At 53.8% G+C, this 16821-nt stretch carries 17 protein-coding genes; 15 read left to right on the top strand and 2 right to left on the bottom strand.

Annotated features, from left to right (window positions below):
- Window positions 1-60: 60 nt before the first annotated feature.
- Complete coding sequence (locus IEW70_RS12805) at window positions 61-1164, top strand: class I SAM-dependent methyltransferase (protein WP_188648320.1); 1104 nt, start codon at window positions 61-63, stop codon at window positions 1162-1164.
- Window positions 1165-1214: 50 nt separating this feature from the next.
- On the opposite strand, the gene IEW70_RS12800 is transcribed toward IEW70_RS12805, so the two are convergent.
- The gene (locus IEW70_RS12800) at window positions 1215-1442 is read right to left on the bottom strand and encodes a DUF2626 family protein (RefSeq protein ID WP_188648319.1); all 228 of its coding nucleotides are present in this window, start codon (window positions 1440-1442) and stop codon (window positions 1215-1217) included.
- A gap of 240 nt (window positions 1443-1682) precedes the next feature.
- On the opposite strand from IEW70_RS12800, the gene IEW70_RS12795 reads away from it, so the two are divergent.
- On the top strand, window positions 1683-2459 hold the full coding sequence (locus IEW70_RS12795) for an enoyl-CoA hydratase/isomerase family protein (protein ID WP_188648318.1): 777 nt from the start codon (window positions 1683-1685) through the stop codon (window positions 2457-2459).
- A 357-nt stretch (window positions 2460-2816) separates the two neighbouring features.
- Window positions 2817-3434: an RsfA family transcriptional regulator gene (locus IEW70_RS12790; protein ID WP_188648317.1), complete on the top strand. Its 618-nt coding sequence runs from the start codon at window positions 2817-2819 to the stop codon at window positions 3432-3434.
- Between the two features lie 40 nt (window positions 3435-3474).
- Here the strand turns inward: IEW70_RS12790 and IEW70_RS12785 are convergent, their stop codons facing one another.
- Window positions 3475-3948 carry an N-acetyltransferase gene (locus IEW70_RS12785; RefSeq protein ID WP_188648316.1) on the bottom strand — a complete coding sequence of 158 codons (474 nt, stop codon included), beginning with the start codon at window positions 3946-3948 and terminating at the stop codon, window positions 3475-3477.
- A 179-nt stretch (window positions 3949-4127) separates the two neighbouring features.
- On the opposite strand from IEW70_RS12785, the gene IEW70_RS12780 reads away from it, so the two are divergent.
- The 12 genes from IEW70_RS12780 to ftsL all read left to right on the top strand — a co-directional run bounded on the left by IEW70_RS12780 (window position 4128) and on the right by ftsL (window position 16811).
- A complete protein-coding gene (locus IEW70_RS12780; protein WP_188648315.1) occupies window positions 4128-5477 on the top strand; it encodes an acetyl-CoA carboxylase biotin carboxylase subunit in 1350 nt (449 codons plus the stop codon).
- Window positions 5478-5488: 11 nt separating this feature from the next.
- Entirely contained in the window at window positions 5489-5704 is a 216-nt protein-coding gene (locus tag IEW70_RS12775) for an acetyl-CoA carboxylase biotin carboxyl carrier protein subunit (RefSeq protein WP_188648314.1), read from the top strand.
- 13 nt (window positions 5705-5717) lie between these two features.
- Window positions 5718-6635, top strand: a complete 918-nt coding sequence (locus IEW70_RS12770) for a hydroxymethylglutaryl-CoA lyase (protein ID WP_188648313.1) — start codon at window positions 5718-5720, stop codon at window positions 6633-6635.
- The gene (locus IEW70_RS12765; RefSeq protein ID WP_188648312.1) at window positions 6632-7408 is read left to right on the top strand and encodes an enoyl-CoA hydratase-related protein; all 777 of its coding nucleotides are present in this window, start codon (window positions 6632-6634) and stop codon (window positions 7406-7408) included. The genes IEW70_RS12770 and IEW70_RS12765 overlap by 4 nt, the downstream gene beginning before the upstream one ends.
- Before the next feature lie 33 nt (window positions 7409-7441).
- Window positions 7442-8977, top strand: a complete 1536-nt coding sequence (locus tag IEW70_RS12760; protein WP_188648311.1) for an acyl-CoA carboxylase subunit beta — start codon at window positions 7442-7444, stop codon at window positions 8975-8977.
- A gap of 198 nt (window positions 8978-9175) precedes the next feature.
- Entirely contained in the window at window positions 9176-10126 is a 951-nt protein-coding gene (locus IEW70_RS12755; protein ID WP_188648310.1) for a ketopantoate reductase family protein, read from the top strand.
- Between the two features lie 75 nt (window positions 10127-10201).
- A complete protein-coding gene (locus IEW70_RS12750) occupies window positions 10202-11602 on the top strand; it encodes an MFS transporter (protein ID WP_188648309.1) in 1401 nt (466 codons plus the stop codon).
- 232 nt (window positions 11603-11834) lie between these two features.
- A complete protein-coding gene (bshC, locus tag IEW70_RS12745; protein ID WP_188648308.1) occupies window positions 11835-13463 on the top strand; it encodes a bacillithiol biosynthesis cysteine-adding enzyme BshC in 1629 nt (542 codons plus the stop codon).
- A gap of 118 nt (window positions 13464-13581) precedes the next feature.
- Window positions 13582-14841 carry an adenosylhomocysteinase gene (locus IEW70_RS12740; RefSeq protein WP_188648307.1) on the top strand — a complete coding sequence of 420 codons (1260 nt, stop codon included), beginning with the start codon at window positions 13582-13584 and terminating at the stop codon, window positions 14839-14841.
- Window positions 14842-14983: 142 nt separating this feature from the next.
- Window positions 14984-15421: a division/cell wall cluster transcriptional repressor MraZ gene (gene mraZ / locus IEW70_RS12735; protein ID WP_188648306.1), complete on the top strand. Its 438-nt coding sequence runs from the start codon at window positions 14984-14986 to the stop codon at window positions 15419-15421.
- Between the two features lie 32 nt (window positions 15422-15453).
- Complete coding sequence (gene rsmH, locus IEW70_RS12730; protein WP_229751973.1) at window positions 15454-16401, top strand: 16S rRNA (cytosine(1402)-N(4))-methyltransferase RsmH; 948 nt, start codon at window positions 15454-15456, stop codon at window positions 16399-16401.
- The gene (ftsL, locus tag IEW70_RS12725) at window positions 16398-16811 is read left to right on the top strand and encodes a cell division protein FtsL (RefSeq protein ID WP_188648304.1); all 414 of its coding nucleotides are present in this window, start codon (window positions 16398-16400) and stop codon (window positions 16809-16811) included. Before rsmH ends, ftsL begins: the two co-directional genes overlap by 4 nt.
- The last annotated feature ends 10 nt before the right edge of the window (window positions 16812-16821 follow it).

The following is a 16821-nucleotide window of genomic DNA, read 5'->3' as shown; positions in this document are numbered from 1 at the left end:
TTTGTCATCTTGGGGAGGGCGACTTACGGGTTGCCCTCTTTTGTCTCTTGGAGGGAAGGTATGACGGCTGAACTGAAACAAGCGATCATACAGGAGATCCGGAATGCTCCAGCCGGGAGAATCCCGTTTCGGAGATATATGGAGTTGGCCTTATACCATCCCCGCTGGGGTTATTATACCGGTAACCGGAAAAAGCTCGGACCGGAAGGGGATTTTTATACCAGCCCCTTTGTGGGGGAGGTGTTTGGTCGAACATGGGGACGGTTTCTGCGGCGGTTTTGGGGACAGGCTCCCTTCGTGCTGGTGGAGGCGGGTGCCGGAGACGGGCGTCTGACGGAACAAATCCTTCGGGAATGGATACGGGAAGGACTTTCACCGAAAGAGGTCGTTAGTTATCTCTTGGATGTCAGCCCCGATCACCGGGCACAGCAACAACAACGCCTCCATGAATTTCGCGGTATCGTGCATTGGGTGGATAACTGGGATCAGATTCCGCCGGGAGGGTGTACGTGCATCATCAGCAATGAGCTGCTGGATGCCATGCCTTTTCACCGGGTTCGCCAGCGTCAGGGCTGTTTGCTTGAAATTTATGTGACCCTGGCCCCCGATCAGGAGGGCTTCGCTGAGTGCGAGGGGCCGCTCTCCACTCCAGAACTTGCCCGATATATCGAAGAAATGGATGTGCACTTGACAGAAGGCCAGGAGACGGAAATCAACCTGGAGGCAAAACAGTGGATACATGATGCCACGCAATGGTGGGAGCGGGGATTATTGATCACGGTAGATTACGGAGGGTTGTCCCATGAGTTGACCGCACCGCACCGGTTGAAAGGCACTTGGCGTTGTTATGAAAACCATCGGCTGCATACCGATGTATACCAAAACCCGGGGGAAGCAGATATCACGGCGGATGTCAATTTCACCGCGCTGGAACGGTGGGGCCATCAGCTGGGATTGCGGCGCTGGGTATATCAATCCCAATCCCGTTTTTTACAAGGGGCGGGGATTTTGGATTGGGTGCAGCCGGTGCAAAGCGCCGATCCTTTTCACCCGGACCACAAACGGAACCGGGCCGTTCGGCAGCTAATCGCTCCCGGCGGAATGGGGGATGCCTTTCAGGTGATGATCCAAACCAAAGGCCTCTGTTTGCCGCGGTGGCCATAAAAAAAGCCCCCTCTCTGGGAGCCAGCGGGCAAGCGGTGAAATCGATGATTTTAGTCCATCTGGAAGAAGGACCAGTAGACAATGCCGATGAAAGCGATCACCATGTAACCGCCGAAAAGGTACATATAGGTCCGTTCGGTATAACGCATGTACCCCAATCCAAAAAAGAGCACGGTTTGAAGGAAGAAAAGTCCTGCCACCACATTCATTTGACCAGCCATAAACATCAAGGCCATGACCAAACACCAGAAACCCAATACGCGAAACATGCGGTCCATGTATGTAACACTCCTTCGTCGTCAGTATGGGCGTTCACCAGGAAAGGAAACCGTTTTCTTTTCCTTCTCTTCGGGGCAAAGGCGGGCGGCCCTGAGGCTGGGTCATCCCATAAGTTGATTTTTGCCCATTTCACCGCTAATGGTATAACTCATTATAACCTTAAGAAAAGTCGGGGATCAAGCACTTGTAGTTTGTGCTGCTCCCTTTGGATCCATGCATTGAATTACGGGGGGATAGAGATGGAGACGCTGAAAGTGTATCGGGAAGGAGCCGCAGGCTGGATTCAGTTTAATAGGCCCCTGGTTCGCAATGCGGTGAATCGCCAGATGATGCAGGAGTTGGAAGAGCAAATACGACTGTGGGAACAGGATGATCGGGTCAAAGTGCTGGTTTTAACCGGAAATGCCCGGGGGTTTGTTTCCGGCGGCGATCTGGATGAATTGCACCAGCACTCCACTGCTGAAGAGGTATATCCCTTTATGAGGCGGATGGGACAAGTGTTGCACTGTCTCCATCAATTGGAGAAGCCGACGGTGGCTGCGGTACAGGGAGCGGCTGTAGGAGGCGGCTGTGAAATTGCCGCCAGTTGCGACTTCCGGTTGGCTTCGGAAAATGCCCGGTTTGCTTTTGTTCAGTCGCGGATGGGCATCACTTCCGGCTGGGGCGGGGGGAGCCGGCTCCTGTCACAGATGGACCGCGGAATCGCGCTCCGTTGGTTGTTGACCGGGGACTGGATTTCAGCCCGTGAAGCATGGGAGGCGGGTTGGGTCCATCAGTTGGTCCCCGATGATTCTTTTACCGCTCATGTGCAGCGCTTTGCTGACAATCTGTGCCATGCCTCCTTAGGGGTGATTACCAACTACGTCCGTTTGGTACGGGCATCGGTCCAAGGAGCTGCTTTGGAGTCTTTAGCGGAGATGGAAGCCCGCAGCTGCTCGCAATTGTGGGAAACGGAGGAACATCGGCAAGCGGTGAAATCTTTCTTGCAACGACGAGACAAACCATCAGAAGAATGAGAGGCACATCATGCATGGGGCTCGCGTCTCGGTCATTAAACCCATGGGGAATTTAGTCTATGTGCCGCTACGCCCACATTTGAAGCGGTACAGTTATATCTGTGATATTGAAAAGGGAGCGGTGTGTCGAAAAGACTTTTAGCCGGACTTGAGAGGTTTGTCAATCAGATGGAAGACCGATTAGGTCTTCCATCTTTGTGTTTCGGCGGTTTTTCGGGACGGACGTATAGCATGGGAAGCTTTCGGTTATAAAAATTACTAGTTACATATACTACGCTTTATAGCAATTGCATACAGATAGAACAAATCGAAACAATGGAAAGACCGGTAAAACGGATTGGAGGTAGACCACGACCTATGGCTGTAAAACGACAAGATGCTTGGACACCTGACGATGATTTGGTGTTGGCGGAAATCACCCTTCGTCATATTCGGGAAGGAAGCACTCAATTGACCGCTTTTGAAGAAGTAGCTGAAAAACTCGGCCGTACACCGGCGGCGTGCGGGTTTCGATGGAACAGCTGTGTTCGCAAAAAGTACGAGGCGGCGATCCAAATTGCCAAATCCCATCGGCAAAAACGAAATAAGGAAAAAGGAGCACGTCGTAGCCGAATCGCCGAGTCCGCTCCGGGGCTGTCACTGGATCGAGCGGTATCCCTTGATTCCATTATCCGTTATCTTCGCCAACATAAGCTGGACGTGACGGAGATGCGAAAGCGGCAACAGGAATTGGAGAAAGCGATCGAAGAACGGGAAGCACAGATCGAGGTCTTGCAGAAGGAAAATGAAGAGATGAAAAGCCGCTTGAACAATGTACAGACCGATTATCGGGCAGTCAATGATGATTACAAAGCCCTCATCCAAATCATGGATCGCGCACGCAAGTTGGCGCTCCTGGATGAGAGTGAGGAACTGGAAGTGAAATCCAAGTTTCGGATGGATTCCAACGGGAACTTGGAACGAGTGGATAAATAAAAAACATCCCGCCACAGACAGGCGGGGTGTTTTGTGTTGTTCAGCCGCGCAACTGAACCCCCGGAGGCAGCCAGACAAAGGGATTTTCTCCGCGGTCTCTCATCGGGTCATAGTTTACAGGCTGAAAGCCCATTTTCAACCAGAACTCATCGGAACGGCACCGGGCATTGGTCTTGATGGGCAGTCCCAAACTTTTGGCATGGTTGACCAGTGCCGTGCCGAAGTCCCGTTCACGGTATTGCGGAAGCACTTCCAATTTCCATAATTCATAATAATCCTGTGCAGGTTCAAAGTACCGGTCATATTTGGCATCGATGCGGTATAGGCTGATTCGGGCGACCAGGTTTCCATCCACGTAAATGCCGTAAAAAGGGGAGTTGCTGTCGTTCTCGATAATGTTTGCCTGCAGGTCCTCCAACATGGAAAGCTCTTGAAGCCCGTATTCGCGGAACTTTTGAAATTCTTCCAAGGTTTTATAGTTGATTTTTAGCCGCTCCACCTTCGGTTGACTCATGTTGGTGCCGCTCCTTTCTTCCGCTCGATCCGGTTTCGTCTTTTTCATTATACACAATGGGCGACGCTTTGCCTATGACCCCGGCAAAAGGAGGACTCAAGGGATCCGTTGTCGAATGATTCCCATGGGTCGGATTCTTCCCAAAAGAATTTTCTTTAGAGAAAAAAGGAGGGAGAGAAATGCAGTTTCAGAAGGTATTGATCGCCAACCGAGGGGAAATTGCCCGACGGATCGCGCGTACTTTGAAGGAGCGCGGGATCGGTGTGGTGGCGGTATACTCCGAGGCGGACCGGGATCTGCCTTTTGTCCGCGAAGCAGATGAAGCGGTGTGTATCGGTCCGCCGCCGGTGGCACAAAGTTATCTGAATGGAAAAGCCATTATTCGGGCAGCCAAGGAGACGGGTGCCGAAGCGGTGCATCCAGGATACGGACTGTTATCAGAAAATGCCGGATTTGCCCGGGAAGTGATGGATGCAGGGCTTTGTTTTATCGGTCCCGATCCCGAAGTGATCGCCCGAATGGGAGATAAAGTGACGGCACGCAAAGTGATGGAGGAAGCCGGCGTACCTGTGGTGCCGGGGACCCCCGGCGGTGTGCATACCTGGGAAGAGGCGGCGAGGGAGGCGGACCGGATCGGCTATCCGGTGATGTTGAAAGCCAGCGCCGGCGGCGGCGGGATCGGGATGCATGTGATACGGTCCCGGGAGGAGTTGGAGAAGCTGTTCCCTTCCGCTCAAGGGCGGGCTAAGGCCTACTTCGGGGATGGCACCTTGTTTTTGGAGAAATTCGTGGAATCGCCCCGGCATGTGGAAGTGCAGATTTTGGCGGATGCTCAAGGCAATACAGTACACCTGTTTGAGCGGGAGTGTTCCATCCAGCGCCGCAATCAGAAGGTGGTGGAAGAATGTTTGTCGCCCTCGATTGAGCCAGCCACCCGCCAAAAACTGACAGATGCGGCGATTCGAGCGGCAAAAGCCGTGGGTTATACGGGAGCCGGAACTGTGGAATTTTTGGTGGACGCAAAAGAGCGCATTTATTTCCTGGAGATGAACACCCGATTGCAGGTGGAGCATCCCGTGACCGAAGCGGTGACGGGGCTGGATCTGGTAGGGCTTCAATTGGATGTCGCGGAAGGAAAACCCTTGCCCTTTTCGCAAGCGGATGTGACGCCGAAAGGCCATGCCATCGAATACCGAATCTATGCGGAAGATCCCGAACGGTTTTTGCCCAGTCCGGGAAAAGTAACCCGCTTTCAGATGCTTCAAGGAGAAGGCATTCGGGTGGATGCTGGAGTGGAATCCGGTAACACGGTATCTCCCTATTATGACCCGATGGTTGCAAAGTGTATTGTAAGCGGTTGCAACCGGGGGGAGGTACTGGAACGGAGCCGGCAGGTCTTGGCGGCGTTTCAGGTGGAAGGCATCAAAACCAACTTGCCGCTGCTGCAAAAGATTGTCCATGATGTGCGGTTTGTACAGGGAAAGTACGATACTGGATTTTTAAACAACAAACCGATTCAACAACGATGAGGTGAAACAGCATGCAACAAGTACAATCGACGATGGCCGGAACCGTGCTACAGGTGTTGGTGCAACCCGGTGACCAAGTGGAAGCGGGCCAGGATGTGGTGATTCTAGAATCGATGAAGATGGAGGTGCCGGTTCAGTCGGAATCCAGCGGCACGGTAAAAGAAGTCAAGGTGGAAGCGGGAGCTTTTGTAGGCGAAGGGGATGTGCTGCTCGAGCTGGATGAGTAAAAGGGGGATCGGCATGACGCAGGTAAAAATCGTGGAGGTCGGTTTACGCGATGGTTTACAAAATGAACAGATGACCCTCTCGACGAAAATGAAAGTGGAGATCGCTCAAGGGTTGATCCGGGCAGGGGTCACAGAGCTGGAAGTGACTTCTTTTGTCCATCCCCAATGGGTGCCGCAACTGGCGGATGCCCAAGACCTGGCCCGTGCATTGCCTGCCGAACCGGATGTCCGGTACCGGGCATTGGTCCCCAATCGCAAAGGGTTGGAGCGGGCATTGGAAACCCCGGTTGACGAGTACGCCATCTTCCTGTCTGCCAGCGAGACCCATAATCGAAAAAATATCAACAAAACCCTGGAAGAAACCTATCCTGTCTTGAAGGAAGTAGTCGAGCTGGCCCGATCCCGCGGAAAAAAAGTGCGGGGGTATGTCTCGACCGTATTCGGCTGTCCCTATGAAGGAGAGGTTCCCGTACGGCAAACGGCAGCCATTTGCGAGCGGTTGTTTGAGATGGGTGTCTATGAAGTCTCCCTGGGGGACACCATCGGTGTAGCCACTCCCCATCAAGTAAAGGCCGTGTTGCGAATATTAACGCAGCATTTTCCTCCGGAGCAACTGGCGGGTCATTTTCATGACACTCGCGGAACCGCATTGGTCAACACCTATGTCTGCCTGGAAGCAGGAGTCACCACGTTGGACAGCGCCTTCGGCGGGCTGGGCGGCTGTCCCTATGCACCGGGCGCTTCCGGCAATCTGGCTACGGAGGATTTGGTGTACATGTTGGAAGGAATGGGGATTCGGACCGGCATCGATTTGGATGCGCTCTGTCAGGTCAGTCTCCAGGTGCAGGAGAGATTGGGGAAGCGGCTGCCCTCAAAGGTGTTGCAAAGCCGGGAAGCCATACTTAACAAAGAGAAGGAGGGCCTGGGATGAACGTGGTGGAGTGGGAGCGGAGAGAAGGCATATCGATCATCACCATTCAACGTCCGGAAGTGTACAACGCCTTGAATATGCCGGCTTTACTGGAATTGGGCCGTATCATCGTGGAACTGGCTCATTACCGTGCCACACGGGTGGTGGTGGTAACGGGTGCCGGTGACAAAGCGTTCTGTTCCGGAGCGGATCTCAAAGAGCGGCGGGGCTTTACCGAAGACCAGGTCCGGCGTTACATCCATACGATTCGTGAAACCTTTCAAGCGCTGGCCAAGCTGCCCAAACCCGTGATAGCCGCCGTCAACGGGCTGGCTTTGGGCGGAGGGTTGGAGCTGGCCCTCGCCTGTGATCTGCGCGTGGCGGATGAGGAGGCGATGTTTGGCTTGACGGAAACCTCGCTCGGAATTATTCCGGGAGCGGGCGGAACCCAGCGGTTGGCCCGTCTGGTCGGCAAGGCCAAAGCAAAGGAGCTGATCTTTACCGCCCGTCGGTTCTCGGCCAAGGACGCGGCAGCGATGGGGATGGTGAACCGGGTGGTGGCTCCGGGGAAAGCGTTGGAGGCAGCGTTGTCACTGGCTGCCGAAATCAATGAAAACGCTCCGTTGGCCCTGGCCCAAGCCAAGTTCGCCATTGATCAGGGAAGTGAAACGGATCTGGCAACCGGTTTGGCGATTGAAACAAAAGCTTATGAAGTGTTGATCCCTACCAAGGACCGGTTGGAAGGGCTGAATGCCTTTAAAGAAAAGAGAAAGCCCATCTATCTGGGGGAATAGTGCATCACGGGAGAATCAAAGGAGGGAACCGATATGGAAACAACCACTTTACAAAAGCTGGCCGACATCGAGGAGCGGGTGAAGAAGGGGGGAGCACCCAAATACCATGAAAAGCTGGCAGAGCAAAACAAGCTGTTTGTCCGGCGGCGGCTGGAACTGCTCTTTGATGATGAATTTCAGCTGGAAGACGGCCTGTATGCCAATGTGACGGAGGAGTCGCTGCCTGCAGACGGGGTTGTGACAGCCATCGGTAAGGTGAACGGCCAGACGGTGTGCGTGATGGCCAATGATTCCACGGTAAAAGCGGGCTCTTGGGGCTCTCGCACCGTGGAAAAAATTATCCGAATCCAGGAAACGGCGGAAAAGATGCGGGTGCCGCTCATTTATCTGGTGGATTCGGCAGGAGCGCGAATCACCGATCAGATTGAGATGTTTCCGGGGCGCCGAGGAGCCGGCCGCATTTTCTACAACCAAGTGAAGCTCTCCGGCATGATTCCTCAGGTCTGTGTGCTGTTTGGTCCTTCTGCGGCAGGGGGAGCATATATCCCGGCCTTTTGCGATGTGGTCATCATGGTCGACAAAAACGCCAGCATGTATTTGGGCTCTCCCCGCATGGCGGAGATGGTGATCGGGGAAAAGGTATCATTGGAAGAGATGGGCGGGGCCCGTATGCACTGTTCGGTTAGCGGTTGCGGAGATGTCTTGGCGTCCAATGAAGAGGAGGCCATTGCAGAAGCACGACGGTATCTGAGTTACTTTCCGGCCAATTACCGTCAATCCGCCCCGATGGCGGAGGGGAAAACACCGCCGGCGGATGCACGACCTCTCTCCCAAATCGTTCCGGATAATCAGAATGTGCCCTTTGATATGATGGAATTGATTGATTCCCTGGTGGATGAAGGCAGCTTTTTTGAGATCAAGAAACTGTTCGCCCGGGAACTGATTACCGGACTGGCGCGGATCGACGGGCGTCCGGTGGGGATCGTAGCCAACCAGTCCAAAGTGAAAGGCGGGGTGTTGTTTGTCGACTCGGCAGATAAGGCAGCCCGTTTTATCACCCTGTGCGATGCATTCAATATCCCGTTGCTCTTCCTGGCGGACGTGCCCGGCTTTATGATCGGAACCCAGACAGAGCGAGCAGGGATGATCCGGCACGGGGCCAAGATGATTGCGGCGATGTCGGAAGTCACCGTTCCTAAAATATCGATCATCGTGCGAAAAGCATATGGTGCCGGGCTTTATGCCATGGCTGGTCCTGCTTTTGAGCCGGATTGCTGCTTGGCCCTTCCCACGGCGCAAATCGCCGTCATGGGGCCGGAAGCTGCGGTGAACGCCGTTTACAGCAATAAAATCGCTGAATTGGAAGGGCCGGAAAAAGTGAAATTCGTGCAGGAAAAGCGGGAAGAATACAAGCGGGACATCGATATCTATCGGTTGGCTTCGGAATTGATCATCGACGGTATCGTTGATCCGGATCATCTGCGCGAAGAATTAATCGGCCGGCTCGTAGCCTATGAGAATAAAGAGATGCAGTTCAGTGAACGGAAACATCCGGTATACCCGGTATAAAACCATGAATGGATCGAATCGGCGGGAACTTGCTGTATGGCGGATCCCGCCTTTTTTTATGGAATCCGCTGCCCGTGTTGAAAAAGGGCCGTGTCATTGGTACAACAAAAGGAGTAGTGAGGCGGATTCGTTCCCGGTGAAACGAATCCAAGATTTTCTGGAATGCATTCAGGTCACAGGGACGGATGGTGAAATATCATGCGTATTGCCGTATGGGGAGCCGGCTCCCTCGGATTGATGTGGGCTGCCCGGCTGGCATTGGCCGGGTGGTCCCCCGTTCTGATCACCCGAGAGAAACAGCAACGAGACCAAATCCGGGAGAAAGGAATCACGCTGGTTACTGTAACGGGGAAAGTTCATCGGTTGTCTATAGAGTGCCGTTGGGCGGAAGAAGAGATGGAGGCTCTGGATCAAATTCTGCTGATGGTCAAGCAAACCGCCTTGCCCACGGCTGTTCGGCAATCTCTCCGGCGGCTGCATCCGAAGGGAACCCTATGGCTGTGGCAAAATGGCATGGGCGGGGAAGAGGTACTTCCGCAATCCTTTTCCCAGGAACGGGTGATCCAAGCGGTGACCACGGAGGGAGCCCGGAAAGAGAGCGATACCGAGGTGGTTCACACAGGAACCGGGAGGACTTGGGTCGGCTCCCTGGCAGGAACCCCCCGGTCGGCTGATGTGGATCGGTTGTTGCAGAGCGGGCAGTCTCTCGGCGCGGATCTTCGTTGGGATCCAGATATCCGTCATCGAATGTGGGAAAAACTGTTAATCAACAGTGTCATTAATCCTTTGACGGCCATATTACATGTTACCAACGGGGAACTTATAGAGAAGCCGTCCTTTTTTTCGTTGGCTTTGCCGATTGTAGAAGAAGCAACGGCCGTGGCCGAGGCGGAAGGATATGCCTTTGATGTGGGTTCCACACTGCAGCGGGTGACGGATGTATGCCGTCAAACGGCACCCAACCACTCCTCGATGTTACAAGATGTGAGAAGAGGGAGAACGACAGAGATCAGTGCGATCAACGGGTATATCGCAAAAAAAGGTAAGGTGTACGGTATTGCCACACCAGTAAATCAATGGGTGACAGAGTTGGTGTCCGCCATCAGCGGGAGAAACACGGGGACGGAAGAAAGCCTCCCGTGTTCATGATATAATCCACAGTGAGATGTTGTACGGAAGATTATATGCCGGTGAACAGGACGGCGAACGGGGAGGACGAAGGGCATGCCGTTGGCAAAAAAGATGTCCCTAGATACCTTCATCATTGCCATTTTTTTGAGTGCATTGGATATTGGGATGATCGCCCCATCCCTTACGGCAATCGTAGGGGAGCTTCATTTTCCTGTGCGTTGGGCCGTTTGGGTGATTGCGCTGCACTTGGCTATTCTGGTCTTGGCACTACCCTTGATGGAGACTTGGAGTGCCCGAGTAGGTCGGCAGAAGTGGTTTATTTGTGCCTTGCTCTTTTTTGCTGTCGGTAGCTTTGTGGCAGGAAGCAGCCGTTCCTGGACCGTTCTTATTCTGGGTAGAGCTTTGCAAGCGCTGGGAGCGGGAGGGATTGTTCCGCTGTTGTCCTTTGAGATCCGCCGGCTGTCTCACCTGCGAAAGAGCAGATGGAGAATGGTTGCCCATATCCTGTTTGCCTTTTTGTTGATTCTGGTCCCCGCAGGATCTGTTTGGATCACTATCTGGTTGGGGTGGCGCTGGCTTTTCTGGATCAACATCGCCGTTGCCCTGATATTGTTTGCGGTTAGTTTTCGTTGGGGGTCCAAAAGCTATTACCGGACATCAGAGTTTCACATTCATGGTCTCTTATATTTTGGTATTATGCTGCTGTGCGCCATGATTGCCCTCACCCGTTTGGATCCGGCCCGGGGTGCGATGGCATGGACCGAACCCGCTGTTCTGCCGTGGGCCATTCTGGCTGTAGGAGCAGCCATACCCTTGATGATGGTGGAACGGCGGGCAAAACAGCCTATTTTCGCCGCCAATCTATTGGCAGACGGGCGACTCTTTGTGATGCACGGAGTGCTGGGACTGTCCGGTTTTTCATGGGTAGCCATTATATTTGTCCCTGGCGGGTTGGTCAGTACGCTTCATCGAACCTTTCTCATCGGGGGTATGTTTCTCTCGGTGATATTCCTCAGTGCTTGGGCAGTGATCCCGCTGGTGCGCTGGCTTTCTTCCCGTATGGGATACCAATCCGTGTTGGTGGTGGGGTTTTTAGGAACCTCGTCTGCGTATCTGACGCTGGGATTGGTGAAAGACCCCTACGTAAGCGTCGGCATGTTGTTCTTGTTGGGAGCGGGTATGGGGTGTACATTGGCGGCACCTGTTCATGAGCTGCTGTTCCAAATCTTGCCTCCGCGCAAAGTACAGCCCAGCTTGGTGGTTACCGGGATGTCCCGCGCCGCGGGTGCTGCACTGGGTCTGGTCATCATGGGGATGGCTTTCTACCAATCGGCTCCGTTTCCTTTTGCTCAGCAGGGGAGCGGGATTTTGCCTCAAGCCTGGCAACACGGGTATGAGACGGCCATGTTAATGGCAGCATCCGCTTCGGTTCTCGGCTTGATTCTGTCCCTGATGCTGCAGCCTTCCACCAGCAGTAACCACAAGAAATCGTAAGGAAAAGGACAGATCCGGACTTCGTGAAAGGGAATTTCCTCCCGGGAACGCTTCATGCTATACTGGGTGGGGTAAGCTTACAAAAAGGAAAGGACCAGAGGTTGTCGGGACGGCTGTCAGCAGAGCTTTTCTGCTGTGAAGCAAGCGGAAGAGCCTGACGGGGTTTGTCATCCATCTGAACAACCTCTGGTGTGATCCAAGCGGAATATAGTGAAATGAGGGTGCCGAGCCGATGCATATCGATGAAGTCTATCTGGAACCCCAATCTCCGTTATACCGGGATATGATCCATCATTTTGACCGGGTGGCGGATCTGTACGGATACTCTCCCGCTGATGAGGAAAACATGTTGCTGCGTGCGAAAAGGCAAAGGGAAAGAGAGTCCGGTATCGACCGAGTCCGGTTAGCGGAAGTGATCCGGGAGTATCACGGCAGTGAACTCTCTCATCCGGAGGTAGAACGCAACCTGAAGCGGCTGGCTCAGCCGGACAGTCTGGTGGTGATCGGCGGACAGCAGGCAGGCTTAATGACCGGACCGCTGTACACCATATACAAAGCCATCACGATCATACAGTTGGCTCGCCGGGAAGAGAAGCGTCTGGGACGTCCGGTCCTCCCGGTTTTTTGGATTGCCGGCGAAGATCACGATCTGGATGAAGTGGATCACATCTACTTGTTCGGGGGAAAAGGGGAACCGCTCAAGCATCGTTTGAAGATACATAGCGAACAAAAGGTTCCTGTTTCAAATGTGGTACCGACCCCCGACATGTGGGAGGAATGGGTGCAGGGGCTGGAACAGCTGCTTCCGGACTCGGAATACAAAGCCGGCATTTTAAGTAAGCTCAGGCAGCATGCGAATAGCCGACTCAGCCTGAGCCGTCATTTTGCCCGTTGGATGCATGAATGGTTTGGGCGGTATGGTTTGTTGTTGATTGATGCAGCGTTTCCTCCGCTGCGGCAGTTGGAAGTTCCTTTTTTCGAACGGTTGATCGATCATAACCAAGATCTTCAACATGCTTTGGTGACCCAAATCGAACAGGTGAAAGAAAAAGGATATCCTGTGCAATTGGACTTGCCCCGTGAGCATGCCCATCTTTTTTTGCTGCAAAACGGAGAACGCTGTGCTTTGGAACAGACGGGAGGCCGGTTCCGTACCCGGGAAGAGGAGGATTCCTGGACGGCGGAGGAGCTGAAAGCATTGCTTCACCGACATCCCGAATGGTTCAGCAACAATGTGGTCAGCCGGCCATTGATGCAGGAGTTCCTCTTTCCGGTGTTGGCTGTGGTGCTGGGGCCGGGTGAAACGGCCTACTGGGGGTTGTTGAAAGAAGCATTCGCTCTCTTTGACATGGAGATGCCGCCGCTGTTTCCCCGGATCAGCCTGACGTTGATGGACCGCCGCTGGGAGAAGCAACTTCGCCGCTTTCAGTGGAGCTTTCAGGATGTGCTGCTCAGAGAGGAGATGAAAAAGCGCGAGTGGCTCAACAGTCAAATCCAATGGGACGTGGCTGCCCGTTTTGACCAAGTGCGGGCACGGCTGCGGGAAATCTATACGCCATTGGTCGAAGAGCTTGCCCAGATTCGTCCGGATTTAAAACCGCTGGGTGAAACGAACCACCGGAAACTGTTGCAGCAGGTGGACTATTTGGAGAAGAGGGCGAAAAAAGCTCTGGAAGAGCGTTTTGATACCGATGTGCACCGGATGAATCAGTTGAAAAACGGGCTGGCGCCTGCAGGGGGCCTCCAAGAGCGGATTTATAATTTGCTGCCCTTTTGGAACCGTTACGGGAAAGAATGGATTTTCCGATTAATTGACACGCCGCTTCTTTCACTCGCCAACCATCGAGTGGTATACTTGTAAAGACGCGTTGGGAAAAGTCGCCCATACAGGCGGGATGAAAGACTCCCCCATGGCTTGAGGCGGCTGTAATTCTATGATGGGATATACCCCTTATCAGTTGGAAAAGAGGAGGATGTACATGAGTGGTAGTGTAGACAGCGTGGTACGCGACATGAATTTGGCTCCGCAAGGTCGGTTGAAGATCGATTGGGCCCGCCAACATATGCCGGTGCTCAATCGGATCCGGGAGGAGATGCAGGCTGAGCAGCCCCTCGCCGGCAAAAAAGTGGCGATCTCTTTGCATCTGGAAGCCAAAACCGCTTGCTTGGCCGAATTGATCCATGATCTGGGAGCGGAAGTGACCATTACGGGAAGCAACCCGCTGTCCACCAAAGATGATGTAGCCGCCGGTTTAGCGGCAGGCGGTGTCACCGTTTTTGCCAAATATGACCCTACCCCGGAGGAATACAAGGAACATCTCCTGATGACTCTGGAATCCAAGCCGGACCTGATCATTGACGACGGCGGCGACCTCGTTTCCATTTTGCATGATGAGCGTCCGGATCTGGCGGAAAACTTGCTCGGCGGTGCGGAGGAAACCACGACCGGGATTTTGCGTCTTCGTGCTCTCGAAAAATCAGGGGAATTGAAGTTCCCGATGATCGCTGTAAACGACGCCTACTCCAAGTTCCTGTTTGACAACCGATATGGTACCGGACAATCCGTTTGGGACGGGATCAACAAGGCAACCAACCTGGTCGTGGCGGGTAAAACCGTGGTTGTCAACGGTTACGGTTGGTGCGGCCGCGGTGTAGCCATGCGGGCCCAAGGGCTGGGCGCCCGTGTGGTGGTGACGGAAGTGGACGCCATCAAGGCGACAGAAGCCCACATGGACGGCTTTACCGTATTGCCGATGGCCGAAGCTGCCAAAGTGGGAGACATTTTTGTTACGGTAACCGGGAACAAAGGTGTCATTAACGGAGAACATTTCGCAGTGATGAAAGACGGTGCCATCATGGCCAATGCCGGCCACTTCGATGTGGAGATTGACAAGGTGGCTCTGGCCGAGCAAGCCGTGAGCGAACGTGTGGTACGTCAAGATATCACCGAATTCGAGATGGAAGACGGACGGAAGCTTTACCTCCTTTGTGACGGCCGCTTGGTCAACCTGGTGGCGGGAGACGGACATCCGGCAGAGATCATGGACATGACCTTTGCCCTGCAGGCACTCTCCCTGATGTATGTCAACGAAAACCACGAAAAAATCGGTGCTCAGGTACTGGATGTTCCGTACCACATTGATGAACAAGTGGCGCGTTACCGGCTGGAATCTCTGAACATTCGCATCGATGATTTGAATGAAGCTCAAGAAGAATATTTGGCCAGCTGGAAACTTTGAACCGATTTCCTAAAATATCACTCTGCCGTCAAAATCCTGCACTTCGGTGCAGGATTTTTTTAGTGGCGTGTGGTATAATTACCAACGTGGTGGAAAGTGGGGGGAAGTGGGGGAGAAGGGGGAGCGAAGGGAGGGCTGTGGCATGTTCATGGGTGAGTATCGTCACTCTGTTGACGATAAGGGACGCCTCATCATCCCGTCCAAATACCGGGAAGAGCTGGGATCCTCTTTTGTGGTCACCCGTGGACTGGACCACTGTCTTTTCGTTTACCCCATGGCCGAATGGAAACAGCTGGAACAGAAGCTGAAGGCTCTGCCCTTTACCCGTGCCGATGCGCGGGCGTTTACCCGGTTTTTCTTTTCCGGAGCAACGGTGGCAGAGCTGGATAAGCAGGGGCGGGTCACATTGCCTGCCAACCTGCGGGAGTTTGCCAAGTTGGAGAAGGAATGCGTCGTGATCGGTGTTTCCAACCGAGTGGAGATCTGGAGTAAAGAAGCGTGGGAAGCGTATTACGAGACCTCCGAGGACTCCTTTAACGAAATCGCAGAAAAAATCGTCGACTTTGATTTGGACTTATGATCGATCTGGACAAGCGAGAGAGGTTGAACGGTGTGTTTCGTCACGAGACGGTACTTAAAAAAGAAGCAGTGGAGTCGTTGAGCATTCGCCCTGGGGGGATATATGTGGATTGCACCCTCGGCGGCGCGGGTCACAGCAGCGGGATTGTGGAACAACTGGATCCATCCGGCGCCTTGATCGGCATCGATCAGGATGACAACGCCCTTCGGGCTGCAGCAGAGCGACTAAAAGGCGCCGCTTGCCAGGTTCACCTGGTCAAAAGCAATTTCCGCCATCTCGGCCGGATTTTGGGCGAGTTGGGGGTGGACCGGGTGAACGGGATCCTTTTTGATCTGGGTGTCTCCTCTCCGCAACTGGATGAAGCGGAACGGGGATTTAGTTATCAGCATGATGCACCCCTGGACATGCGAATGGACCCGGAAGGGGAATTGACCGCGCACGAAATCGTCAATTCCTGGCCCCTGGAAAAGATTGCGAAGATTTTGCGGGATTATGGAGAGGAGCGTTTTGCCCGCCGCATCGCCAAGAAGATCGTGGATCAGCGTATGCACAAGCCGATCGAAACGACCGGGGAGCTGGCGGATCTGATAAAGGAAGCGATACCCGCTCCCGCACGCCGAACCGGACCTCATCCGGCGCGGCGTAGTTTTCAGGGGATTCGGATTGCGGTGAACGATGAGCTGAATGCCTTTAAGGATGCCTTGCAACAAGCGGTCGATGCTTTGAAGCCGGGCGGGAGAGTGAGCGTGATTACCTTTCACTCCCTGGAAGACCGGATTTGTAAACGGACCTTTCAGGAGTTGGCCAGCGGTTGCATTTGCCCCCCGGACTTTCCCGTCTGCACTTGCGGCAGAAAGCCCGTAGTCCGTGTGATTACAAAAAAGCCCGTGTTGCCGTCGCCGGCGGAAGTAGACCAGAACCCGCGGGCACGTTCGGCTAAGCTGCGCGTGGCAGAGAGAACAGAGGAGGGTCAAGCATGATGAGAGAGAGCAGGGGAAACACCGCCTTCGCCGTACCTTTTGAAAAGACGGTTGTCAAACCGGAGAAACAAGAGCGGCCAAAAAGAGTCGGGCTTCCCGCCGGGGAAAAGCTGTTGTATTTGGGTAGCGTGGTTATGTGTGTCACCCTGTCGGCTTTTGTGTTGTCCCAACACGCAACATCGGCGCAGTTGAACATGCAGACGCAGCAGCTGGAACAACAAGCGGCTGAACTGAAAGAAAGCAATCAGCAGCTGCAAGCGGACCTGGCTCAACTGAAAAGCAGCAAACGCATTCGTGAGTTTGCCCGGGACAACGGAATGAAACTCGTGGACCGGATGCAGACTCTCCCTGCGATGCAAAAACAGACGGATAAGAACCCCAAAGTAGCGGTTCGCGACAATCAGGGATAAGGAGTGGGGT

Source organism: Marinithermofilum abyssi (assembly GCF_014641195.1).
Classification (GTDB): Bacteria; Bacillota; Bacilli; order Thermoactinomycetales; family DSM-45169; genus Marinithermofilum; species Marinithermofilum abyssi.
This window is presented reverse-complemented; position numbering and strand designations above follow the sequence as displayed.

Coding starts and splice junctions, on each gene's coding strand:
- IEW70_RS12805 (WP_188648320.1), top strand. CDS start 61: ATGACGGCTGAACTGAAACAAGCGATCATACAGGAGATCCGGAATGCT.
- IEW70_RS12800 (WP_188648319.1), bottom strand. CDS start 1,442: ATGGACCGCATGTTTCGCGTATTGGGTTTCTGGTGTTTGGTCATGGCC.
- ftsL (WP_188648304.1), top strand. CDS start 16,398: ATGATGAGAGAGAGCAGGGGAAACACCGCCTTCGCCGTACCTTTTGAA.
- IEW70_RS12750 (WP_188648309.1), top strand. CDS start 10,202: ATGCCGTTGGCAAAAAAGATGTCCCTAGATACCTTCATCATTGCCATT.
- IEW70_RS12760 (WP_188648311.1), top strand. CDS start 7,442: ATGGAAACAACCACTTTACAAAAGCTGGCCGACATCGAGGAGCGGGTG.
- IEW70_RS12765 (WP_188648312.1), top strand. CDS start 6,632: ATGAACGTGGTGGAGTGGGAGCGGAGAGAAGGCATATCGATCATCACC.
- IEW70_RS12780 (WP_188648315.1), top strand. CDS start 4,128: ATGCAGTTTCAGAAGGTATTGATCGCCAACCGAGGGGAAATTGCCCGA.
- IEW70_RS12785 (WP_188648316.1), bottom strand. CDS start 3,948: ATGAGTCAACCGAAGGTGGAGCGGCTAAAAATCAACTATAAAACCTTG.
- mraZ (WP_188648306.1), top strand. CDS start 14,984: ATGTTCATGGGTGAGTATCGTCACTCTGTTGACGATAAGGGACGCCTC.
- IEW70_RS12755 (WP_188648310.1), top strand. CDS start 9,176: ATGCGTATTGCCGTATGGGGAGCCGGCTCCCTCGGATTGATGTGGGCT.
- IEW70_RS12770 (WP_188648313.1), top strand. CDS start 5,718: ATGACGCAGGTAAAAATCGTGGAGGTCGGTTTACGCGATGGTTTACAA.
- IEW70_RS12795 (WP_188648318.1), top strand. CDS start 1,683: ATGGAGACGCTGAAAGTGTATCGGGAAGGAGCCGCAGGCTGGATTCAG.
- IEW70_RS12775 (WP_188648314.1), top strand. CDS start 5,489: ATGCAACAAGTACAATCGACGATGGCCGGAACCGTGCTACAGGTGTTG.
- IEW70_RS12790 (WP_188648317.1), top strand. CDS start 2,817: ATGGCTGTAAAACGACAAGATGCTTGGACACCTGACGATGATTTGGTG.
- bshC (WP_188648308.1), top strand. CDS start 11,835: ATGCATATCGATGAAGTCTATCTGGAACCCCAATCTCCGTTATACCGG.
- IEW70_RS12740 (WP_188648307.1), top strand. CDS start 13,582: ATGAGTGGTAGTGTAGACAGCGTGGTACGCGACATGAATTTGGCTCCG.